We start from the raw sequence: 20,035 nt of genomic DNA on the forward strand, positions 1-20,035 counted from the left end.
TGCGCCGCGCGGGCATCTAGGCTGAAGTCATGGCGGAGAATCCCTGGTCGCTCGGTCGCGCTCTGCGCGGCATGTTCGTCAAGCCCACGATCGACGAGAACACCTGGGACGACCTGGAGACGGCACTGCTGACCGCGGACTTCGGCCCAGACATCACCGAACGCATCATCGATGAGCTGCACGAGAAGGTCGACCGCTTCCGCACGACCGACCCGCGCGATCTGCAGCGGATGCTGAGGGAGACCCTCGAAGAGCACTTCGCGAAGTTCGACACGACGCTGCGGCTCACGGAGCGCCCGGCGGTGGTGCTCGTCGTCGGCGTCAACGGCGTGGGCAAGACGACCACGATCGGCAAGTTCGCGAAGTTCCTGCAGCGCTACGGCCGCTCGGTCGTCGTCGGCGCAGCGGACACCTTCCGTGCCGCCGCGGTCGACCAGCTGGCGACGTGGGCCGAACGCGGGGGAGCGACGATCGTCCGCCCGCAGCAGGAGGGGCAGGATCCGGCATCCGTGGCCTTCCAGACGATCGACTACGCGAAGGCCCACGGCACCGAGATCGTGCTCGTCGACACCGCGGGACGCCTGCACACCAAGGGCGGCCTCATGGACGAGCTGACGAAGATCCGTCGGGTGATCGAGAAGCAGGCCCCCATCAGCGAGGTGCTCCTCGTCCTCGACGCCACGACGGGCCAGAACGGCGTCATGCAGGCGGAGGCGTTCCTCGAGCACGCCGGCGTCACGGGACTGGTGATCACCAAGCTCGACGGCTCCGCGAAGGGCGGGTTCGTGCTGGCGGTGCAGGAGCGCACCGGCATCCCCGTGAAGCTCCTGGGACAGGGCGAAGGCATCGGAGACCTCACCGGCTTCACGCCGCACGTCTTCGCCGCCGCGCTCGTCGACTGATGACGCCGCGGGGTCGCGCACGGGCGCCGAGGGTGGTTGCATAGGGACATGGCGATCGAGCACGACTACTTCGGACTGCTGGAGTCCGGGCCCGACGGATCGATCTTCTGGTCCGAGGTGGTCGACTTCGCGGATCAGCGCGTGACGGTGGACCTCACGGCGCCCGATCAGGACGACGTGTCCGCGGCCGCGCTCGACGTCGCCGCGGCCATGATCAACGCGCTCGAGCAGATCGACCTGCAGGCCCGGAACGCCATGGTGGCGGAGCTGGACGACCGCACGAGCGAGGTGACGGAGTACCTGCTGCAACAGCAGGAGACCCTCGGAGACGACCTCGAGGACGTGCTCGTCGACATCTCCGGCGACGTGCACATCGACATCATCCGCTCGCTGCAGCTGGTGAGCATGACGATCCTCGCCGACGAGCACGGCGGTTCCGACCCCTTCGCCGTGCTCGAGTACGCGCTCGACCCGGACGCCACCGACGAGGTGCTGCTGGTCAACCTCACCAGCGACGGCGACGTCCAGTCGGTCACGAGCGCCGACTGACCCCCACCCGCGAGCCGCTACGCCCTGGCCGAGCCGCTACAGCCCGGACGGCACGCGCGATGGCGGTTCGGACGCGCAGTAGCGGCTCGCGCGCGGAGCGGCGGCGTCAGACGGCCTGGGCGAATCCCAGCTGAGCGTCGGCGAGGTGCGACAGGTGGGCCGGGATCTCACGGCCCTTCGCCGTCATCGACTGCGCCCAGAGGCGGCCGGCACGGTAGGACGAGCGCACGAGCGGACCGGCGAGGACGCCCAGGAAGCCGATCCGCTCCGCCTGCTCCTTGAACTCCACGAACTCCTGCGGACGCACCCACCGCGCCACCGGCAGGTGGCGGGGCGTCGGGCGGAGGTACTGCGTGATCGTGATGATGTCGGTGCCGGCGTCGTGAAGGTCCTGGAGGGCCTGGACGACCTCCTCCGGCTCCTCGCCCATGCCGAGGATGAGGTTCGACTTCGTGATCAGCCCGGCCGCGCGCGCCTGGGTGAGCACATCGAGCGAGCGCTCGTAGCGGAATGCGGGGCGGATGCGCTTGAAGATGCGCGGCACCGTCTCGACGTTGTGCGCGAACACCTCGGGGCGCGCGGCGAAGACCTCGTCGAGGAGACGTGGCTCGCCGTTGAAGTCGGTCGCGAGCAGCTCTACACCGGTTCCCGGGTTGACGGCGTGGATCTGACGGATGGTCTCGGCGTTCAGCCACGCACCGCCGTCGGGGAGGTCGTCGCGGGCCACGCAGGTGACCGTGGCATACCGCAGCTGCATCCTGCGCACGCTGTCCGCGACGCGCCGGGGCTCATCGGTGTCGTAGTCCGCCGGCTTGCCGGTGTCGATCTGACAGAAGTCGCAGCGCCGTGTGCACTGCGAGCCGCCGATGAGGAAGGTCGCCTCGCGATCCTCCCAGCACTCGTAGATGTTGGGGCAGCCCGCCTCTTGGCAGACGGTGTGCAGTCCCTCGTCCTTCACGAGCGACTGCAGGGCCTGGTACTCGGGGCCCATCTTCGCCTTCGTGCGGATCCACTCGGGCTTGCGCTCGATCGGCGTCTGGGCGTTGCGCACCTCCAGACGCAGGAGCTTGCGGCCCTCCGGCGCGTTGGCCGGACCGGTGTCGCCGCTGGGGGTCACGCCGCACGCGCTCATGCCGCGACCTCCACGGCCGGGCCGAACGACGCCCGGAAGGCATCGGCCACGAGACCCTGCACGTCGGCGGGGGAGACGTCGCGCCCGAGCACCTCGCTGATCGTCGTGACTCCGGCATCCGAGATGCCGCACGGGACGATCTGGGAGAAGGGCAGGAGGGAGTTGTCGCAGTTGAGGGCGAACCCGTGCATCGTGACACCGCGCTGCACGCGCACCCCGATGGCGGCGATCTTGTCCTCAGAGAGGGGGCGACTCACCCACACGCCGCTGCGCCCCTCGACGCGGTAGCCCTCGACGCCGAGGCCGGAGAGCACCTCGATGAGGATCTGCTCGATGCGCCGCACGTGGGCGACCACGTCGACCGGCTCGGTCAGCCGCACGATCGGGTAGCCGACGAGCTGCCCCGGGCCGTGCCAGGTGATCTTCCCTCCGCGGTCGACGTCGACGACGGGCGTGCCGTCGGTCGGACGCTCGTTGCGGGCCGTGCGCGCGCCCGCGGTGAAGACGGGCTCGTGCTCGAGCAGCAGCAGCGTGTCGGGGCGTTCCCCGGCGACGACGCCGGCGTGGATCTCCCGCTGCAGGCTCCAGCCCTCGGTATAGGGGACGAGATCAGGCGCGAGGCCCACGGTCTGCACATCGAGCATGGTGTGCTCCTCCGGTGTCGGTGGGTGAGGAGGCAGAAGGGATGCTGGTGGCATCATTTCTGCACGGCGTCTAAAAACACGATCGGGAACCCACAATACGCCCCAGTAGGGTGAGGGGATGAGCTCCGGTCGCCCGCGCGCCACATCTCGGGCGACGATCGCCGAGGCCGCCTCGGAGCTGTTCCTCGAACGCGGCTACGCCGAGACCACCGTCGCCGACATCACGACACGCGCCGGAGTGAGCCGCTCCACCTTCTTCAACTACTTCTCCTCCAAGGCCGACGTCCTCTGGAGCGGATTCGACGAACGCGCCGACACGGCGTGCGCGACGCTCGCGGCCGGCGCCGACCCGGTGTCGGCCCTGCGGGCTCTCGTGGACGGCTTCGCCCCCGACAGCCTGGCCCTCGCGATCACGCACGCGGCCGCGATGGGCATGGAGGCCGACCTCGCGACGGAACGAGCGCTGCGCACGGCCCGGCTGGCGCGCGCCGTCAGCGACGGGCTCGTGGACCGCGGCGCGGGTCGTCTCGCCGCGGACGTCCGCGGCGGCGCGCTGGCCGGCGCCCTGCTCGCCGCCGTCTGGGCATGGGCGGTCGCGGGACCGGGACGGTCGGCGCTCGCACCGCTCTGGGAGGACGCGCTGGCGCTCGCGAAGGGCTGAGGGCGAGGCCGGTCCCGTAGAATCGGGGCATCATGGCGACTTTCGGCACCCTCAGCGATCGGCTGACAGAGACCTTCCGCAATCTGCGCACCAAGGGCAAGCTCACGCCCGCCGACGTCGACGGGACGGTCCGCGAGATCCGTCGGGCCCTCCTCGACGCCGACGTCGCGCTGATCGTGGTCAAGGAGTTCACCGCGAAGGTGCGCGAACGCGCCCTCGGCGACGAGGTGAACCGGGCACTCAACCCCGCGCAGCAGGTCGTGCAGATCGTCAACGAAGAGCTCGTCGCGATCCTCGGCGGTCAGCAGCGCCGGCTGCAGTTCGCGAAGAACCCGCCGACCGTCATCATGCTGGCCGGTCTCCAGGGATCGGGCAAGACGACCTTCGCCGGCAAGCTCGCGAAGCAGCTCGAGAAGGACGGGCACACCCCGTTGCTCGTGGCCGCCGACCTCCAGCGTCCGAACGCCGTCAACCAGCTCCAGGTCGTCGCCGAGCGCGCCGGTGCGGCGATCTACGCGCCGGAGCCGGGCAACGGCGTCGGCGACCCCGTGCGGGTCGCCCGCGACGGCGTCGAGACCGCGCGCCGCCAGCAGCACGACGTGGTCATCATCGACACCGCCGGTCGCCTGGGTGTGGATGCCGAGCTCATGAAGCAGGCCGCGGACATCCGCACGGCCACCGATCCCGACGAAGTGCTGTTCGTGATCGACGCGCTCACCGGTCAGGATGCCGTGAACACCGCCAAGGCGTTCCAGGAGGGCGTCGATTTCACCGGTGTGGTGCTCAGCAAGCTCGACGGCGACTCTCGCGGCGGCGCGGCCCTCTCGGTCGCGTCCGTGACGGGCCGTCCGATCATCTTCGCCTCGACGGGCGAGAACCTCGAGGACCTCGAGGCCTTCCACCCCGATCGCATGGCCAGCCGCATCCTCGACCTCGGCGACATCCTCACCCTCATCGAGCAGGCGCAGCAGGCCTTCGACGAGGAGGAGGCGCGCAAGGTCGCCGAGAAGCTCGCGACCGAGCAGTTCACCCTCGAGGACTTCCTCGACCAGCTTCAGCAGATGAAGAAGATGGGGTCGATGAAGAAGATGCTCGGCATGCTGCCGGGCATGGGCCAGATGAAGCAGCAGCTGGAGAACTTCGACGACCGCGAGATCGACCGCACCGAGGCGATCATCCGCTCCATGACCCCGGGGGAGCGCCGCAACCCCAAGGTGCTCAACGGCTCCCGTCGCCTGCGGATCGCGCGCGGCTCGGGGATGACCGTCACCGATGTCAACCAGCTCGTGCAGCGCTTCGAGCAGGCTGCCAAGATGATGAAGACCGTCGCACGGGGCGGAGTGCCCAACATCCCGGGCATGGGGCCGGTGGGCGGAAGGCCCGGCGCGTCGAGCAAGCGGGGCGGCAAGCAGAAGGCGCGCAGCGGCTCCCGCTCCGGCAACCCGGCCAAGCGCGCCGCCGAGAACGCGGGCCTCGCGGCCGCGGCGCCGAGCGGTCCCGCCGGGTCGGGCTTCGGCCTCGGCGCCTCCGCGCCGCAGCCGACCGAGGCGGAGCTCGCGGAGATCCAGAAGCTCTTCGGGAAGGGCTGACCCGTCAGAGGGTGATGCCGGCCTCGTCGAGGGCGGCCTCCACGGCATCCGCCAGGACGACCTGTCCCTCGGCGGTGGGATGTTCGCCGTCCCACTGCAGCAGGTCGGGTCGTCCGCGCAACGGCTGCCCGATGGAGACGAAGACACCGTCGTCGGCGTCGAGGGCGCTCTGCAGGGCGTCGCTGGCCCAGCCGATCGCGTCGGGCTCGTCGTCGTCGATGTGCCAGAGGGTGTCGATGCCGATCAGTCGCGCATCCGGGAGGCCGGCGCGGAGCCGGTCGACGGCCGCCCGCGTGGCGTCGTCGATCTCGTCCTGCGCCGCGTCCAGGTCGTTGTCGGAGGACTGGATGATGACCACCGCCGGGTCCATCGCGATGGCCTCGTCGACCAGGCCGCCGAGATCATCGCCGCAGTCGCCCTCGATCGTGAAGCCCGCGCCGCTGCACGACAGGTTCACGATGTCCGCGCCGGTGTCGCGCGCCAGCAGCGCGGGCCAGGCCTCGTCCTCGTCCAGACCGAGCCCGGCCATGATCGAGTCGCCGATGGTGACCACCAGGCCACCGGTCGCACTCGGCGCGGCCGCGCGTGCGGCGGGCACCGGGGCGGCGGTCGGCGCGTCGCGGGCGGCCTCCGGGCGCCGCGCGTCGGCGTAGCCGTCCGGAACCGCCGCGGCGCACCCGGACAGGGCGAGCGCTGCCACGGCGATGACGGCGCCGGAGACGGCGGCGACCGGAACGAGCCTGCGGGTGCGCACCGCTTCACTCTAGGCTCCGCCCGGTGTGAACACGCCCGGGTGATCCGATGCGCGGGCCGAGAGCGCCGACGCCGCTCAGTCGGCCAGGCCGGCGAGGTGCTCGTGCAGCGTGGGTCCGGCGCGGAACTCGCGGATCAGGTGGTGCACCACGGCGCGGAGGTCCCCTCCGGCCGCGTCCGCGACGAGCAGCTGACGAGCGGAGCTGCCGCCCTCGTCGAGGATGCGGCCGACCCCCGCGAACTCGCGCGCGCAGTGCAGATCGCGAGCGACGTCCTCCAGCGCGGCGAGCGTCTCGCGCAGGTGCTCGGCCACGAGGCGCTGGGTTCCGTCGCGATCGACGATGACGCGCGCCTCGGTGCCGTAGCGCGCCGCGCGCCACTTGTTCTCCCGGACGAACCACGGCTGCAGTGCGGGAAGAGTGCGCCCCGCGTCGAGCTCGCGCGAGAAGTGCTCCACCAGCACCTGGACCAGCGCCGCGACGGCGGCCAGTTCGGGAAGTGTCGACATCCCGTCGCACGCGCGCACCTCGATCGTCCCCCAGCGCGGTGCCGGGCGGATGTCCCAACGGACCTCGGTGGCGTCCTCCATGACCCCCGTGCGCACCATGTCGTCGAGATACGACTCGTACTCCGGCCACGCGGTCAGCGGCCAGGGCAGTCCGGCCGTGGGCAGCTGCTGGAAGACGAGGGCGCGGTTCGAGGCGTATCCCGTGCGTTCGCCGGCCCAGAAGGGGCTGGATGCCGACAACGCCTGCAGATGCGGCAGATAGGCGGTGAGGGCACCGATGATCGGGAAGACCTTGTTGACGTCGTCGACGCCGACGTGCACGTGGATGCCCCAGATCATCATGTTGCGGCCCCACCACTGGGTGCGCTCGATGAGCTTGTGGTAGCGCGTCTTGTCGGTGACCTCCTGCTCGTACCACTGGGCGAACGGATGGCTTCCGGCGCACAGGAGCGCAATGCCGCGCGGATCGGTCTCCCGGCGGATCGCCGCGATGGCGTCGGCGATGTCGTCGACGACCGCCGCGACCGTGTCGCCGACGCCGCTGGTGACCTCGATCGTGTTCGTCAGCAGCTCGCCGGTGATCGTGTGACGCTCCAACGACGTGGAATCGCCCAGTGCGGCGAGGATCTCCGGCGCCCGGGGGACGAGGTCCCCGGTCTGCTCGTCGGCGAGCATGAGCTCCCACTCGATGCCGACAGTGGACCGGCTGGATGTCGCGAAGGGCACCGTCATGGCCCACAGTCTGACACGCGGAGTGCGGCGTGTTCGCGGCATCCGTCACGATCTGGCAAAATAGACCGTTGGACCGCTCGCTCGACCCTCTATCCGGCGATCGCGTCCACCCTAGAGCTTCCGCCGGGTGTGCACCCCACAGCCCGAGCGTCGTTCATCACCTCACAACACCATTCAGGAGAATTGTGGCTGTCAAGATCCGTCTCAAGCGCCTCGGCAAGATCCGTGCGCCCTACTACCGCATCGTCGTCGCCGACTCGCGCACCAAGCGCGACGGTCGTGTGATCGAGGAGATCGGCAAGTACCACCCCACCGAGGAGCCGTCGTTCATCGAGGTCGACTCGGAGCGTGCGCAGTACTGGCTGTCCGTCGGCGCGCAGCCGACCGAGCAGGTCGCCGCGCTGCTGAAGCTCACGGGCGACTGGGGTCGCTTCAAGGGCGACGCGAACGCCGTCTCGACCGTCAAGACGGCCGCGGCCAAGGAGGAGTTCCAGATCGACTCCGCCAAGAAGTCGGTCATCAAGCCGAAGGCGGAGAAGAAGGCCGAAGAGCCCGCCGCCGAGGTCGAGGCTCCGGCCGAGGCCGAGCAGACCGACGCAGAGTAAGACCGTTGCTCTCCGCCGCGCTCGAACACATCGTCAAGGGGATCGTCGATCACCCTGAGGATGTCATCATCCGTTCCTCCTCGTCGCCGCGTGGCGACGTCCTCGAGGTGCGCGTGCACCCCGACGACCGAGGTCGGGTGATCGGGCGCGGCGGACGCACGGCCAAGGCGCTGCGCACCCTCGTGTCCGCTCTCGCCGACGGTGCCCGCGTCCGCGTCGACGTCGCGGACGACTGACATGGCGACGGCCGGCCCCGCACGCACGCAGCTGCGCGTCGGGCGTCTCGTGAAGGCCCATGGCCTGAAGGGCGCCCTCAAGCTCGAGCTGTACACCGACGACCCCGACGGACGATTCGTCCCGGGCGCCGTCTTCACCCTGCAGGTCCCCGAGTCCTCCCCGTGGCACGGCAAGACGCTGACGGTGCGCGAGTTCCGCTGGATGAACTCCCACCCCGTCGCCTTCTTCGAGGAGGTCGAGGACCGCACGGCCGCCGAGAGCATCGTGCGCGCCATCCTCTGGATCGACCAGGACGAGTCGGCCGTGGCCGAGGACGACGCCTGGTACGACCACCAGCTGGTCGGGCTCACGGTTCAGCGGGACGGCGAGCCCGTCGGCCGTGTGATCCGCGTCGACCACCTGCCGGCCCAGGATCTGCTCGTCGTGCGCCCTCTCAGGGGCGACGACGAGATCCTCGTGCCCTTCGTGGCCGCGATCGTCCCCGACGTCGACATCGCCGCCGGCACGATCACCGTGACACCCCCCGCCGGGCTCTTCGAGGAGCTCCCGGGCGACGACGACGCCCCCGAGGCGGACGCCGACGCCGAGGCTGCACCCGCCGAGGACTGACGTGCGGATCGACGTCGTCACGATCTTCCCGGCGTTCTTCGACGTGCTGGAGGTCTCGCTCCTCGGCAGAGCCCGTGGCGCCGGCATCCTGGACGTGCGGGTCCACGACCTGCGCGACTACGCGCACGATCGTCACCGCACCGTCGATGACACGCCCTACGGCGGCGGGGCGGGGATGGTCATGAAGCCGGAGCCGTGGGGCGAGGTGCTCGACGCGATCGCCGCGGATGCCGACGGGCCGCTCCGCTTCGTGTTCCCGTCGCCCGCGGGCACCGTGTTCACGCAGCGGACCGCGCGGGACTGGGCGTCCGCCGAGACGCATCTGGTGTTCGGCTGCGGCCGCTACGAGGGCATCGACGAACGCGTGTTCGCCTACGCCGCCACCCTCGGCGAGGTCAGCCTGACGAGCATCGGCGACTACGTGCTCAACGGGGGCGAGGTCGCCGCCATGGCGATGATCGAAGCCGTCGGTCGGCTCGTCCCCGGCGTCGTGGGCAATCCCGAGAGCCTCGTGGAGGAGTCGCACGAGGACGGGCTGCTGGAGTACCCGTCGTACACGAAGCCCGCCGCCTGGCGCGGCTACGACGTGCCCGACGTGCTGCTCAGCGGCCACCACGGACGTGTCGCCGATTGGCGACGCGCGCAGCAGGTCGAACGGACCCGCGCGCGCAGGCCGGATCTGCTGGCGGACTGAGCGGCGGGGCGGACCCGCCGCGATCCAGCCCTCAGTCGACGCCGAGGAACGAGCGATCCGTGAGGATCAGCGGACCGTCGTCGGTGATGGCGACGGTGTGCTCGGCGTGCGCGCCGCGCGAACCGTCGGCGCTGCGGAGGGTCCAGCCGTCGGGATCGGTCACGAGCTCGTCGGTCGTCTGCAGGAACCACGGCTCCAGGGCGACCACGAGTCCGGCCCGCAGCGGGTAGCCGCGATTCGGCTTGCCGTCGTTGGGCACGTGCGGGTCGCCGTGCATCGTGCGTCCGACCCCGTGCCCGCCGAAATCGGTGTTGATCTCGTAACCGTCGGCGCGCGCGACCTCGGCGATCGCGTGCGAGATGTCGCCGATCCGCCCCCCGACGGATGCCGCGCCGATCGCGGCGTCGAGGGCGCGCTGCGTCGTGTCGATGAGCGCCAGATCCTCGTCGCGCGCCGTGCCCACGACGAAGGAGACCGCCGAGTCGGCGACCCAGCCGTCGATCGACACGGCGAAGTCGAGCGTCACGAGGTCGCCGTCGCGCAGCGCGTAGTCGTGGGGGAGGCCGTGCAGGACGGCGTCGTTGACCGAGGTGCAGATCACCTTGCCGAACGGGCTGGCGCCGAACGACGGGTGGTAGTCGATGTAGCACGACTCCGCGCCGGCGCGTCGGATGAGCTCGTGCGCCCGCCGATCGATGGTCAGCAGGTTGGTGCCGACCTTCGTGTCCTCGCGGAGGGCCGCCAGCGTCTCGGCGACGAATCGTCCCGCGGGACGCATCGCCTCGATCTCGGCGGGGGTGCGCAGCTCGATCATCGTGATCCTTTCGTCAGGATCTATTCTGTCCGACCGGCGTAGCATCGAAGGTATGTGGCTGCGACAGAGGTTCTTCCGGTGGCTCGTTCCGGCGGCGTTCGTCCTGCCCTTGTGGCTGGTCGTCGGCTGGATCGTGTTCGGTGCGAGCCCGTGGGCGCTGCTGTGGGTGCTGCTGTCGGCGCCGATCGTGTTCGTGTGGCAGCTGATCCTCGCGCTGCTCGTGCGGGCGCGCGGCACCGTGCGGGCCGAGCGTGCCGTCTCGTGGCGCGATGCCGGGGTGATCGGCGCGTGGCACGTGCTCGTCGTCGCTCTCGGCGTGTTCGACGGCCGGTGGTGGTGGCCCGTCTTCGCGGTGACCGTCGCGTTGGGCGTCGCGGCCATGTGGTCGTCGCTGTCGCAGCTGTGGCGCGAGGCCGGTCCGCGGGTCTCGATCCTGCGCACGCCGTCCGGCATGGGATACGTGGCCCCGGCGCGCGACGACGCTCCGCGCGCATCGGAGCCGGAGGAGATCATCGTGATCCGCGAGAACACGCCCCCGTCGTCCTGACCGACGCGGTTTGGATGCACCCGGCATCCATGGCAGAATGGCTGTTTGTGCCCTGAACAGGCTCTGCCTCAGGGGAGCACGGCGTCGGCAACGATCGCCTCGGGCACACGAATCCTTACCATCCCCATCTCGCGATCGACCTGTGGCGGTCGCAGGAAGTGACGATCATGCAGATTCTCGACGCCGTCGACGCGGCATCGCTGCGCAGCGACATCCCCGCCTTCGCCCCCGGTGACACCGTCAAGGTGCACGTGAACATCACCGAAGGCAACCGTTCCCGCATCCAGGTCTTCCAGGGCGTCGTCATCGGCCGCTCCGGCGACGGAGTGCGCGAGACCTTCACCGTCCGCAAGATCAGCTTCCAGGTCGGCGTGGAGCGCACGTTCCCCGTGCACAGCCCGGTGATCGACCACATCGAGGTCGTCACCCGTGGTGACGTCCGCCGCGCGAAGCTCTACTACCTGCGGAACCTCCGCGGCAAGAAGGCCAAGATCAAGGAGAAGCGCGGCTGACGCGTTCCTCCTCACGGATGCCCCGGACCTCTGCGGTCCGGGGCATCCGTCGTCCCGGCGAGGCGTGTGGAGCCGACGGCGCGCGCATGTGCGACCCTTGAGGGGCGGTACCGACGGGCGGCTCCGAGATCGAGAAAGACAGGCATGACTTCGGACAACATCACGGCTCCGGACACGGCGCTCCCTCCTCGCCAACGCCGCCGTCGAGGCATCTGGATGCTGCTGCGCGACGTGCTGGTGATCGTGCTGATCGCCGTCGTGGTCTCGTTCGTGATCAAGACATTCCTGGTGCGGTCGTTCTACATCCCGTCGGGCTCGATGGAGCAGACGCTGCTGATCAAGGACCGCATCCTCGTCGACGAGCTCACTCCCCGCTTCGGCGGGTACGAGCGCGGTGATGTCGTGGTCTTCCGCGACCCGGGCGGCTGGCTCCCCGCGGCGCCGGCCACGCCGGATCAGCCGCCGCTCGCCCAGGCCGCCGACTGGCTGCTGTCTCTCGTGGGCATCACGGCGTCCGACAGTGACGAGCACCTGATCAAGCGCATCATCGGCGTCGGCGGCGACCACGTGGTCTGCTGCAACGCGATCGGCCAGGTGACGGTCAACGGCACCCCGATCGACGAGACCCCGTACCTGAACCTCTCCCCGGGCCAGAGCGCGCCCCAGCCGGTCCCGTTCGACGTCGTCGTACCGGAGAACTCGCTGTGGGTCATGGGCGACAACCGCGACCACTCGCGCGACTCGCGCTACAACATGGATCAGCCCAACAAGGGCTTCGTGCCGCTGGACAACGTCGTCGGGCGCGCGTTCCTGATCACCTGGCCGTTCGACCGCTTCGGCACGATCGACGGGCACCACGCGGTGTTCGCGGGGGTGCCCGCGCCGGGAGCGGAATGAGCGTCGTCGCTCCGCGTCTGACGGTCGAGCGCCGGCTGCTCAAGGAGCACGCGCTTGTCATCGCGTGCGACGAGGTCGGGCGGGGAGCGTTGGCCGGCCCGGTGGCGGTCGGCGCCGCGGTGATGGATGCCGCCGGCGCGCGCCGCCGCATCCCCGAGGGCCTGCGCGATTCCAAGCTCGTCGCCGAGCACCGCCGCCCGGACGTGGCCGCTCGCGCGGCCGCGTGGGTCGGTGCGTCTGCGGTGGGCTGGGCGAGCGCCGCGGAGATCGACGAGGTGGGGATCATCCGCGCCCTGGGCCTCGCCGCGCTGCGCGCCATCGCGGATCTCCGGGCCGCGGGCATCGTCCCGGAAGAGGCGATCGTCATCCTCGACGGCAACCACGACTACATCACCCCGGCGGGAGGGTCCGGTCTGCGGGTGCGTCCCATCGTGAAGGCGGACCGCGACTGCGCGTCGGCGGCGGCGGCCTCCGTGCTCGCCAAGGTCGCCCGCGACGACCTCATGACGCGCCTGCACGACGAGCACCCCGTCTACCGGTGGGAGCGCAACAAGGGGTACGCGAGCCTGGAGCACCGCGATGCGATCCGCGCGCACGGGCTGAGCGCGCATCATCGGGCGTCGTGGGCCATCGCCGACGCGCCGACGCTGTTCTGACGCGGATGCGGCGGCATCCGCCCGCCCCCGCCGCCCGCATAGGATGGGAGCACCATGGACGACGAGGGCTTTGACGACTACGACCGCGAACTCGAGCTGGCGCTGTACAAGGAGTACCGCGACGTGGTCTCCCAGTTCGCCTACGTCATCGAGACGGAGCGCCGGTTCTACCTCGCCAACGACGTGAACGTCGTGCGCCGCGACACCGAGCACGACTTCTACTTCGAGATCTCCATGACCGACGTGTGGGTGTGGGACATCTACCGCGCCGACCGGTTCGTGAAGTCGGTCCGCGTGCTCACGTTCAAGGACGTCAACGTCGAGGAACTCCAGCGCCGGGACTTCCAACTCCCCGACGAGCTCTCGCTCGACTCCTGAGCGCACCCGCGCCCCGGACGAGACGTCGACTCCTCCCCAGCGCCCGACACCGATCGACCGTCCACCGATCCCGTCGCCGCGCCCGCGCGCGGCCGCCGATGACGCCAGTCTGCTGCCATGGCAGACAAGGACGAGCTCGGTCGGGCGGGTGAGGATCGCGCCGCGCGACACCTCGCGCTGAACGGATACACGGTCCTCGATCGCAACTGGCGGTGCGCCGTGGGGGAGATCGACATCGTGGCCGTCGACGGCGGCGACCTCGTCGTCGTGGAGGTGAAGACACGACGATCGGTGATGTTCGGGCACCCGTTCGACGCCGTCGACGCGCGCAAACGCGCACGCCTGTGGCGCCTGGCCCACGCGTGGGCGTCGGCGCATCCCGACCTCTCGCGTCGACGCCGCACACGTGTGGATGTGATCGGGGTGACCGGCGACGATCCGGCCACCGCCGTGCTGGAGCACCTGAAGGACGTGCGATGACGGTCGGCCGCACCTGGGGCGTCGTGCTGACGGGCCTGCGGGGTGATCTCGTCGAGGTCGAGGCGGACCTGTCGAATCAGACGCCGGGGTTCTCGATCATCGGCCTCGCCGACAAGGCCATCGGCGAGGCCCATCAGCGCGTGCACAACGCCTGCGCGAACAGCGACCTGCCGCTCCCGCGACGCAAACTCACCGTCAACCTGTCACCGGCGAACCTCCCGAAGCAGGGGTCCGGTCTGGACGTCGCCATCGCGATCGCGTCGCTCGCGACCGAGCACGCGATGGATGCCGCGTCCCTCGCCGCCACGGTGCACATCGGCGAGCTCGGCCTCGACGGGCGGGTGCGTCCGGTGACCGGGGTGCTGCCCGCCGTGGCCGCAGCGGCACGCGCGGGCGTGCGCAGGGTGGTCGTGCCGCACGCGAACCGGGAGGAAGCGGCGCTGGTGGACGGTGTCGAGGTGCTGGGCGCGGCCTGCCTGCGCGACGTCGCCCGCTGGCACGGGCTTGACGTCGACGACGTCCCGGTAGAGCCCGTGCCGCATCCGGCGGCTCCGCGGCGCGGTGCGGCCTCGCCCCCGCCGGATCTGGCGGACGTGATCGGGCAGGCCGATGCCGTGGACGCACTCACCGTCGCCGCCGCCGGTGCGCACCACGTGCTGATGAGCGGACCGCCCGGTGCGGGCAAGACCATGCTGGCGCGCCGCCTTCCCGGCATCCTCCCCGATCTGGACGACGACGACGCGGTCCACGCCGCCTCCCTGCGCTCGCTCGCGGGGGAGGCGGTCACCGACCTCTGCCGCACTCCGCCGTTCGAGGCACCCCATCACAGCGCCAGTGCGGCGGCGCTCGTGGGAGGCGGCAGCCGTGCCGTGCGCCCCGGCGCGATCGCGCGGGCGAGCGGTGGGGTGCTCTTCCTCGACGAGGCGGGCGAGTTCGCCGGCCACGCCCTCGACGCCCTGCGACAGCCTTTGGAGTCCGGCACGATCGAGATCCATCGCGCCGGGTTCCGGGCGAGCTTCCCGGCCCGCTTCCAGCTCGTCCTCGCCACCAACCCCTGTCCGTGCGGGAACTACGGCGTGCCGGGAGCGGAGTGCACCTGCCCGTCGATCGCGATCCGACGCTATCTGGGAAAGCTCTCGGGTCCGCTGCGCGATCGCATCGACATCGCGCTGTCCCTGCAGCGGGTCGCGACGACGCGCGCCGCCGATGACGGTCTCCGCAGCTCCTCGGTGACCGTCCGCGAGCGCGTCGTCGCGGCGCGCGACCGTGCCCGGTCCCGACTGCGCGCCACGGTCTGGCGGACGAACGCCGAGGTCTCCGGATCGTGGCTGCGCAACGGTCCGCTCGCGCCGGACGCGCAGATCCGACGTCCGCTCGACACGGCGTTGCACCGCGGCACCCTGACCCTGCGCGGCTACGACCGTGTGCTGCGCGTGGCGTGGTCGGTCGCCGATCTGGCGGGCCATGACCGGCTGCAATCCTCGGACGTGGGACGGGCGCTGTACCTCAAGCAAGGCTTCGCGGGATGAGCGCCGTGCCCGATGCCGCATCCGCTCGACGTGCGCTGGCGGGTCTGGTCGACGACGGACTCGGTGACGACGACGTGCGCCGCATCTACGCGACGGCGGTCTGGTCGACACTCGTCGAGCCGGGCGACGGCGTCGCCGGTGCGCTCATCCGCGCGCTCGGCGCCGTCGACGCGCTCGAGACCGCGCTGTCGACGGCATCCGCCGGCGCGGCGGCGACCGCGGCCGGGATCGATCACGACGACGTGCATGCGGCGCGCCGCCGCTGGCAGCTCCGACAAGACGCGGTCGAAGGCGCACTGAGCGCGGCGCGGCGCGCTCGCGTGACACTCCTCACGCCCCGCGACAGCTCGTGGCCGCACCGGCTCGATGACCTCGGAGTGCACGCGCCGCTCTGCCTCTGGGTGCGCGGCGAGCTCGCGGTGGCGGACGCCGAGGGCGCGGTCGCCGTGGTGGGTGCGCGCGCGGCGACGGCGTACGGCGTGCACGTGGCGTCTGGGCTGTCCGCCGACTGCGCGAGCGACGGCATCACGGTCGTCTCCGGAGCGGCCTACGGCATCGACGCGGCCGCGCACCGGGCCGCACTGCGCGCGGGCGGCGCGACGGTCGCGGTGCTCGCGGGCGGCGTGGACCGTCCCTATCCGGCGGGGCACGAGGATCTCATCTCTCAGATCGCCGTCCGGGGCGCGGTCGTGGCCGAAGTGCCCTGCGGGAGCGCCCCGACGAAGTGGAGGTTCCTCGCGCGCAACCGTCTGATCGCCGCCATGACCGACGCGACGGTCGTGGTCGAGGCCGCTCACCGCAGCGGCGCGCTGAACACGGCCCATCACGCCGCCGCCCTCGGTCGGCCGCTGGGCGCCGTCCCGGGACCGGTGACCAGCGCCGCCTCCGCCGGATGCCATCGTCTGCTGCGGGAGGCCGACGCCGTCTGCGTCACCGGTGTCGCCGACGTCCTCGAGCTGCTGGGCCGCGGCGGCGACGCGACGCTCGAGGTCGATCCCGACCGTACGGACGACCGGACGCGCGTGCTGGATGCGCTCAGCTCGCGCAGCCCTCGGCTCCTCGCCGACATCGCGCGTCGCTGCGGGATGGCGCCGGAGGAGGTTGCCGCGCTGCTCGGCCTGCTCGAGCTCGACGGGGCCGTGGAGCGCCGCGGGGGAGGATGGGCGCGCCGGGCGTCCTCGGCGCCGCGCCACTGAGCCGCTGAGCCGCTGAGCACGCGCAGGATGACGGCGATCGGTGCGTCGGCGCCGCCGGCGCGCCGGTGCGCGCGATGCTGGGAGCATGCGGCTATCGGAGGCGGTGACGACGTACACGCGGGAGCTCGCGGACGTGCGGCGTCTGTCTCCGGCGACGGTCAGCGCGTACGGCGGGGATCTTCGCGACCTGACCGCGGCTGTCGGCGACATCGACGTGCGCGAGATCGACCTCGAAGCGCTGCGCGAATGGCTGTGGGCGGCGACGCGTCGCGGCGACGCCCGCTCCACCCTGGCCCGTCGCACCGCGGCGGCGCGCGGCTTCTTCGCGTGGGCGGTCGAGAACGGACACGTCGGCACCGATCCGGCGCTGCGCCTCACCGCGCCGCGACGGGGGAGGCCGCTTCCCAAAGTGGCCACGGCGGGAGCCATGGAGAGCGTGCTCGCCGATGCCGGCGCCCGCGCCGACGCCGACGCGACCGATCCGATCGCGCTGCGCGACGCGGCCGTCCTGGAACTGCTCTACGCCTCCGCTCTGCGCGTCTCGGAGCTGTGCGGCGTCGATGTCGACGACGTCGACGCCGCACGCCGGACCGTGCGCGTGATGGGGAAGGGGCGAAAGGAGCGGGTCGTGCCCTACGGCGCGCCGGCGGCGCACGCCCTGGACGCGTACCTCGTGCGCGGCCGTCCGCAGCTCGCGAGTATCGGCGCGGCGACGCCGGCGCTGTTCCTCGGAGCGCGCGGAGCGCGGCTGGGCGCACGCACCGCGTACGACGTCGTCTCGCGTGCGGTCGGCCCGGCCGTCGGCGCGGCGGCCGGGCCCCACACGCTGCGCCACTCCGCGGCGACCCATCTGCTCGACGGCGGCGCCGACCTGCGCACCGTGCAGGAGCTGCTGGGCCATGCGAGTCTCGGCACGACGCAGATCTACACCCACGTCTCTGCGGAACGCCTCGCCGCGGCCTATCGTCTGGCTCATCCGCGGGCGTGAGGGTCGCGGCACTAGCCTGCACTCATGGGAACACGCTCCGTCGTCATCGCCGTCACCGTCGCGGCCGTTCTCGCTCTGACCTCGTGCGCCGCCGAGGCGGCCCCGCGCCGCACCGTGCTGCCGACGCCGGGCATCACCTCGTCGGCATCCGCTTCGGCGACCACGCCGACGACGCCTCCCGCCACCCCGCCGTCCCCGACGGGGGAGCCGTCCGCACCGGCCGGCGCGATCGAGGTCGCCTGTCCGGGTGGAAGCGCCAGCGTGTCGGCGGGCTCCGGCAGCTACGTGCTGACCGAGCCGTGTGCCCGCGTCGCCGTGGCCGGAAACGCCATCATCCTCGAGACGGGAGGCGTCGCCATCGACACCCTCCTCGTCCAGGGCGACGGCAACACGATCAGCGGCAGCGGTGTCGCGGGGACGGTCACCCTCGAGGGACAGGACAACGTCGTCGCGACCGGTCGCGCGGACGACGTGACGATCCGCGGGCAACGAAACAGCCTCACGAGCGCCGACCGGATCGCGACGCTTGAGATCGCGGGCAGTGCCAATACGATCGCCGCCCCCGGCATCGGCACCTCCACCGTCAGCGGAGACGGCAACACCTACCCCGGGTCGTGAGGCGCGTCGCAGCACGGCAGGAGAATCGCGCGCGGCACCTCGGCGAGAAGGCGCAGCGGGGTGATGTACGCGCCGTCCTCGCGCGCGCCGAGGTGGAGCTCACCGGTTCTCGCGTGTCCGCCGGTGCCCACCGTCGCCACGACGTCGCCGGCGCGCACGACGGCTCCCGCGGCGACCAGGGGCTCGACCGGCTCCAGCGTACTGACGAGGCCGCCGCCGTGATCGATCGTCAGGATGCCGCGGTCGACGACGGTGCCCGCGAAGGCGACCACTCCGTCGTCCGGTGAGGTCACCGGGCTGCCGACGGCCGCTGCCAGGTCGATGCCGCGATGCCCCTCGCCGTACGCGTGAGCAGGTGCCCGATACGGCTCGCTGATCCGCGGCGGGCGCACCGGCCAGGCCCATCGCGGCGGATGCTCCGCGTCGCCGTCGGCCGCCGCGGAGACGTCCGCGGGGGTACCTTCGAACGGGTTCCCGGAGGCATGCACCGCCGGCGGGCGCGCAGCGGCCGTCGCCGCCCCGGGCGGCAGCACGAACGCGACCGCCGAGAGCACGATGATCGCCCCGGCGGGGCCGCGTGCACGCATCCCTCCACCGTGGTCGACAGATGCGGTCCGTGCCGGCCGACCGCCCGATCCGTGGACGCGAACCCGCGTCGCCGCGGCGGGGGAGGAGGCGGTGCGACTGATACACTGTTGCCTGCACCCCGCGCGTCGGGGTGACTCCGCGTGCCCACAGCGGAACCGTCCTGAGACGGGTTCCGCGGCATCCACACCCCGAGGTCTCACCGTGAGAACGGCGAGCGGGTGTGCGCCGGGCGCCAGGCGCACGGGACCGACCGGTCCCCGCGATCAACCCAACGAAAAGGAGAACGGCCATGGCCGTCGTCACCATCCGCCAGCTGCTCGACAGCGGCGTGCACTTCGGACACCAGACCCGCCGGTGGAACCCGAAGGTCAAGCGCTTCATCCTCACGGAGCGTTCCGGCATCCACATCATCGACCTGCAGCAGTCGCTGTCGTACATCGACAAGGCGTACGAGTACGTCCGCGAGACGGTCGCCCACGGCGGCACCGTGCTGTTCGTCGGCACCAAGAAGCAGGCCCAGGAAGTCATCGCCGAGCAGGCGACCCGCGTCGGTCAGCCCTACGTCAACCAGCGTTGGCTCGGTGGCCTCCTGACGAACTTCTCGACCGTCAGCAAGCGCCTCGCCCGCATGAAGGAGCTCGAGGAGCTCGACTTCGACAACCCCGCCGACAGCGGCTTCACCAAGAAGGAGCTCCTGCTCAAGAAGCGCGAGCTCGACAAGCTGCACAAGTCGCTCGGCGGTATCCGCAACCTGCAGAAGACGCCGTCGGCCATCTGGGTCGTCGACGCCAAGCGCGAGCACCTCGCGATCGACGAGGCCAAGAAGCTCGGCATCCCCGTGATCGGCATCCTCGACACGAACGCCGACCCCGACGAGTTCCAGTTCCCGATCCCGGGCAACGACGACGCGATCCGCTCGGTGGGCCTGCTCACCCGCATCATCGCCGACGCCGCCGCGGAGGGCCTCATCCAGCGTCACCAGCCGACCGACGAGTCCGCCGACGCCGAGCCCCTCGCCGACTGGGAGCGCGAGCTGCTCGAGACGCCCGTCGTCACCGACGTGGCCGAGGTCGAGACCATCGCCACCGAGTCGGCCGCCGACGTCGAGGGCGCCGAGGCCAAGGCCGAGGGCGACGCCGCTGCGACTGCTGCGGAGTAAGACCACTTTCGCGCCGGTGCGAAGCCGCTCCTGAGGGACGGCTTCGCACCGGCATCCC

The 20,035-nt window shown here is 71.3% G+C and carries 25 protein-coding genes; 19 read left to right on the plus strand and 6 right to left on the minus strand.

The features are described 5' to 3' along the window. The first annotated feature begins 29 nt into the window (after positions 1 to 29). Both ftsY and L0965_RS11960 read left to right on the plus strand, forming a co-directional pair. Positions 30 to 902 carry a signal recognition particle-docking protein FtsY gene (gene ftsY, locus L0965_RS11955; RefSeq protein ID WP_060958470.1) on the plus strand — a complete coding sequence of 291 codons (873 nt, stop codon included), beginning with the start codon at positions 30 to 32 and terminating at the stop codon, positions 900 to 902. Between the two features lie 48 nt (positions 903 to 950). Next, the gene (locus L0965_RS11960) at positions 951 to 1,451 is read left to right on the plus strand and encodes a DUF2004 domain-containing protein (RefSeq protein WP_060958471.1); all 501 of its coding nucleotides are present in this window, start codon (positions 951 to 953) and stop codon (positions 1,449 to 1,451) included. 106 nt (positions 1,452 to 1,557) lie between these two features. On the opposite strand, the gene lipA is transcribed toward L0965_RS11960, so the two are convergent. Continuing rightward, positions 1,558 to 2,583: a lipoyl synthase gene (lipA, locus tag L0965_RS11965; protein WP_101306231.1), complete on the minus strand. Its 1,026-nt coding sequence runs from the start codon at positions 2,581 to 2,583 to the stop codon at positions 1,558 to 1,560. After that, a complete protein-coding gene (gene lipB, locus L0965_RS11970; RefSeq protein ID WP_101306232.1) occupies positions 2,580 to 3,227 on the minus strand; it encodes a lipoyl(octanoyl) transferase LipB in 648 nt (215 codons plus the stop codon). The genes lipA and lipB overlap by 4 nt, the downstream gene beginning before the upstream one ends. Positions 3,228 to 3,345: 118 nt before the next feature. Here lipB and L0965_RS11975 point away from each other — a divergent pair, with 118 nt between their 5' ends. After that, positions 3,346 to 3,888 carry a TetR/AcrR family transcriptional regulator gene (locus tag L0965_RS11975; RefSeq protein ID WP_082808016.1) on the plus strand — a complete coding sequence of 181 codons (543 nt, stop codon included), beginning with the start codon at positions 3,346 to 3,348 and terminating at the stop codon, positions 3,886 to 3,888. A gap of 32 nt (positions 3,889 to 3,920) precedes the next feature. Further along, entirely contained in the window at positions 3,921 to 5,477 is a 1,557-nt protein-coding gene (ffh, locus tag L0965_RS11980) for a signal recognition particle protein (RefSeq protein WP_061781802.1), read from the plus strand. Between the two features lie 4 nt (positions 5,478 to 5,481). Here the strand turns inward: ffh and L0965_RS11985 are convergent, their stop codons facing one another. Next, on the minus strand, positions 5,482 to 6,231 hold the full coding sequence (locus tag L0965_RS11985) for an SGNH/GDSL hydrolase family protein (RefSeq protein ID WP_101306233.1): 750 nt from the start codon (positions 6,229 to 6,231) through the stop codon (positions 5,482 to 5,484). A gap of 75 nt (positions 6,232 to 6,306) precedes the next feature. Next, positions 6,307 to 7,470 carry a glutamate--cysteine ligase gene (locus L0965_RS11990; protein WP_101306234.1) on the minus strand — a complete coding sequence of 388 codons (1,164 nt, stop codon included), beginning with the start codon at positions 7,468 to 7,470 and terminating at the stop codon, positions 6,307 to 6,309. Between the two features lie 185 nt (positions 7,471 to 7,655). Here L0965_RS11990 and rpsP point away from each other — a divergent pair, with 185 nt between their 5' ends. From rpsP to trmD, 4 genes are read left to right on the plus strand one after another with little or no spacing between them, the layout of a single operon-like run. After that, positions 7,656 to 8,075, plus strand: a complete 420-nt coding sequence (gene rpsP / locus L0965_RS11995) for a 30S ribosomal protein S16 (protein WP_060958477.1) — start codon at positions 7,656 to 7,658, stop codon at positions 8,073 to 8,075. A 5-nt stretch (positions 8,076 to 8,080) separates the two neighbouring features. Continuing rightward, entirely contained in the window at positions 8,081 to 8,311 is a 231-nt protein-coding gene (locus L0965_RS12000) for an RNA-binding protein (RefSeq protein WP_060958478.1), read from the plus strand. Position 8,312: 1 nt separating this feature from the next. After that, complete coding sequence (gene rimM, locus L0965_RS12005) at positions 8,313 to 8,921, plus strand: ribosome maturation factor RimM (RefSeq protein ID WP_101306235.1); 609 nt, start codon at positions 8,313 to 8,315, stop codon at positions 8,919 to 8,921. A 1-nt stretch (position 8,922) separates the two neighbouring features. Beyond that, on the plus strand, positions 8,923 to 9,615 hold the full coding sequence (trmD, locus tag L0965_RS12010) for a tRNA (guanosine(37)-N1)-methyltransferase TrmD (RefSeq protein ID WP_101306236.1): 693 nt from the start codon (positions 8,923 to 8,925) through the stop codon (positions 9,613 to 9,615). Positions 9,616 to 9,646: 31 nt separating this feature from the next. On the opposite strand, the gene map is transcribed toward trmD, so the two are convergent. Further along, the gene (gene map / locus L0965_RS12015; protein ID WP_061781801.1) at positions 9,647 to 10,429 is read right to left on the minus strand and encodes a type I methionyl aminopeptidase; all 783 of its coding nucleotides are present in this window, start codon (positions 10,427 to 10,429) and stop codon (positions 9,647 to 9,649) included. Between the two features lie 52 nt (positions 10,430 to 10,481). Between map and L0965_RS12020 the strand changes: the two genes are divergently transcribed. The 10 genes from L0965_RS12020 (at position 10,482) to L0965_RS12065 (ending at position 18,230) form a co-directional block, all read left to right on the plus strand. After that, the gene (locus L0965_RS12020; protein WP_101306237.1) at positions 10,482 to 10,976 is read left to right on the plus strand and encodes an MFS transporter permease; all 495 of its coding nucleotides are present in this window, start codon (positions 10,482 to 10,484) and stop codon (positions 10,974 to 10,976) included. Between the two features lie 167 nt (positions 10,977 to 11,143). Further along, positions 11,144 to 11,488, plus strand: a complete 345-nt coding sequence (rplS, locus tag L0965_RS12025) for a 50S ribosomal protein L19 (protein WP_060958579.1) — start codon at positions 11,144 to 11,146, stop codon at positions 11,486 to 11,488. Positions 11,489 to 11,632: 144 nt separating this feature from the next. After that, on the plus strand, positions 11,633 to 12,385 hold the full coding sequence (gene lepB / locus L0965_RS12030) for a signal peptidase I (protein WP_060958483.1): 753 nt from the start codon (positions 11,633 to 11,635) through the stop codon (positions 12,383 to 12,385). Continuing rightward, complete coding sequence (locus L0965_RS12035; RefSeq protein ID WP_101306238.1) at positions 12,382 to 13,041, plus strand: ribonuclease HII; 660 nt, start codon at positions 12,382 to 12,384, stop codon at positions 13,039 to 13,041. The genes lepB and L0965_RS12035 overlap by 4 nt, the downstream gene beginning before the upstream one ends. Before the next feature lie 54 nt (positions 13,042 to 13,095). After that, complete coding sequence (locus tag L0965_RS12040) at positions 13,096 to 13,419, plus strand: DUF2469 domain-containing protein (RefSeq protein WP_060958485.1); 324 nt, start codon at positions 13,096 to 13,098, stop codon at positions 13,417 to 13,419. Between the two features lie 117 nt (positions 13,420 to 13,536). Beyond that, positions 13,537 to 13,899, plus strand: a complete 363-nt coding sequence (locus tag L0965_RS12045) for a YraN family protein (RefSeq protein WP_101306239.1) — start codon at positions 13,537 to 13,539, stop codon at positions 13,897 to 13,899. Continuing rightward, on the plus strand, positions 13,896 to 15,428 hold the full coding sequence (locus L0965_RS12050) for a YifB family Mg chelatase-like AAA ATPase (protein ID WP_101306240.1): 1,533 nt from the start codon (positions 13,896 to 13,898) through the stop codon (positions 15,426 to 15,428). The genes L0965_RS12045 and L0965_RS12050 overlap by 4 nt, the downstream gene beginning before the upstream one ends. Further along, positions 15,425 to 16,624 (plus strand): DNA-processing protein DprA, encoded by a 1,200-nt coding sequence (dprA, locus tag L0965_RS12055; RefSeq protein WP_101306241.1) that lies wholly within the window; start codon positions 15,425 to 15,427, stop codon positions 16,622 to 16,624. Before L0965_RS12050 ends, dprA begins: the two co-directional genes overlap by 4 nt. A gap of 85 nt (positions 16,625 to 16,709) precedes the next feature. Continuing rightward, entirely contained in the window at positions 16,710 to 17,612 is a 903-nt protein-coding gene (locus L0965_RS12060; RefSeq protein WP_101306242.1) for a tyrosine recombinase XerC, read from the plus strand. A 24-nt stretch (positions 17,613 to 17,636) separates the two neighbouring features. After that, a complete protein-coding gene (locus tag L0965_RS12065; protein ID WP_101306243.1) occupies positions 17,637 to 18,230 on the plus strand; it encodes a DUF3060 domain-containing protein in 594 nt (197 codons plus the stop codon). On the opposite strand, the gene L0965_RS12070 is transcribed toward L0965_RS12065, so the two are convergent. Continuing rightward, positions 18,215 to 18,817: a murein hydrolase activator EnvC gene (locus L0965_RS12070; protein ID WP_101306244.1), complete on the minus strand. Its 603-nt coding sequence runs from the start codon at positions 18,815 to 18,817 to the stop codon at positions 18,215 to 18,217. The two genes, L0965_RS12065 and L0965_RS12070, sit on opposite strands and share 16 nt — an antisense overlap. A gap of 290 nt (positions 18,818 to 19,107) precedes the next feature. Here L0965_RS12070 and rpsB point away from each other — a divergent pair, with 290 nt between their 5' ends. After that, the gene (rpsB, locus tag L0965_RS12075; RefSeq protein WP_060958492.1) at positions 19,108 to 19,977 is read left to right on the plus strand and encodes a 30S ribosomal protein S2; all 870 of its coding nucleotides are present in this window, start codon (positions 19,108 to 19,110) and stop codon (positions 19,975 to 19,977) included. Positions 19,978 to 20,035 lie beyond the last annotated feature (58 nt).

Origin of the sequence: Microbacterium sp. NFH-22A-Y (assembly GCF_021401375.1) — a bacterium.
Taxonomy (GTDB): Bacteria; Actinomycetota; Actinomycetes; order Actinomycetales; family Microbacteriaceae; genus Microbacterium; species Microbacterium hominis.

What these genes read in the sequence shown, in the direction of transcription:
- L0965_RS12060 (WP_101306242.1), top strand. Translation starts at nt 16,710, where the DNA reads ATGCGGCTATCGGAGGCGGTGACGACGTACACGCGGGAGCTCGCGGAC.
- rpsB (WP_060958492.1), top strand. Translation starts at nt 19,108, where the DNA reads ATGGCCGTCGTCACCATCCGCCAGCTGCTCGACAGCGGCGTGCACTTC.
- lepB (WP_060958483.1), top strand. Translation starts at nt 11,633, where the DNA reads ATGACTTCGGACAACATCACGGCTCCGGACACGGCGCTCCCTCCTCGC.
- lipB (WP_101306232.1), bottom strand. Translation starts at nt 3,227, where the DNA reads ATGCTCGATGTGCAGACCGTGGGCCTCGCGCCTGATCTCGTCCCCTAT.
- L0965_RS12070 (WP_101306244.1), bottom strand. Translation starts at nt 18,817, where the DNA reads ATGCGTGCACGCGGCCCCGCCGGGGCGATCATCGTGCTCTCGGCGGTC.
- lipA (WP_101306231.1), bottom strand. Translation starts at nt 2,583, where the DNA reads ATGAGCGCGTGCGGCGTGACCCCCAGCGGCGACACCGGTCCGGCCAAC.
- L0965_RS11990 (WP_101306234.1), bottom strand. Translation starts at nt 7,470, where the DNA reads ATGACGGTGCCCTTCGCGACATCCAGCCGGTCCACTGTCGGCATCGAG.
- L0965_RS12035 (WP_101306238.1), top strand. Translation starts at nt 12,382, where the DNA reads ATGAGCGTCGTCGCTCCGCGTCTGACGGTCGAGCGCCGGCTGCTCAAG.
- L0965_RS12065 (WP_101306243.1), top strand. Translation starts at nt 17,637, where the DNA reads ATGGGAACACGCTCCGTCGTCATCGCCGTCACCGTCGCGGCCGTTCTC.
- ffh (WP_061781802.1), top strand. Translation starts at nt 3,921, where the DNA reads ATGGCGACTTTCGGCACCCTCAGCGATCGGCTGACAGAGACCTTCCGC.
- map (WP_061781801.1), bottom strand. Translation starts at nt 10,429, where the DNA reads ATGATCGAGCTGCGCACCCCCGCCGAGATCGAGGCGATGCGTCCCGCG.
- L0965_RS12050 (WP_101306240.1), top strand. Translation starts at nt 13,896, where the DNA reads ATGACGGTCGGCCGCACCTGGGGCGTCGTGCTGACGGGCCTGCGGGGT.
- L0965_RS11975 (WP_082808016.1), top strand. Translation starts at nt 3,346, where the DNA reads ATGAGCTCCGGTCGCCCGCGCGCCACATCTCGGGCGACGATCGCCGAG.
- L0965_RS12045 (WP_101306239.1), top strand. Translation starts at nt 13,537, where the DNA reads ATGGCAGACAAGGACGAGCTCGGTCGGGCGGGTGAGGATCGCGCCGCG.
- rimM (WP_101306235.1), top strand. Translation starts at nt 8,313, where the DNA reads ATGGCGACGGCCGGCCCCGCACGCACGCAGCTGCGCGTCGGGCGTCTC.
- L0965_RS12040 (WP_060958485.1), top strand. Translation starts at nt 13,096, where the DNA reads ATGGACGACGAGGGCTTTGACGACTACGACCGCGAACTCGAGCTGGCG.
- L0965_RS12020 (WP_101306237.1), top strand. Translation starts at nt 10,482, where the DNA reads ATGTGGCTGCGACAGAGGTTCTTCCGGTGGCTCGTTCCGGCGGCGTTC.
- ftsY (WP_060958470.1), top strand. Translation starts at nt 30, where the DNA reads ATGGCGGAGAATCCCTGGTCGCTCGGTCGCGCTCTGCGCGGCATGTTC.
- rplS (WP_060958579.1), top strand. Translation starts at nt 11,144, where the DNA reads ATGCAGATTCTCGACGCCGTCGACGCGGCATCGCTGCGCAGCGACATC.
- dprA (WP_101306241.1), top strand. Translation starts at nt 15,425, where the DNA reads ATGAGCGCCGTGCCCGATGCCGCATCCGCTCGACGTGCGCTGGCGGGT.
- L0965_RS11960 (WP_060958471.1), top strand. Translation starts at nt 951, where the DNA reads ATGGCGATCGAGCACGACTACTTCGGACTGCTGGAGTCCGGGCCCGAC.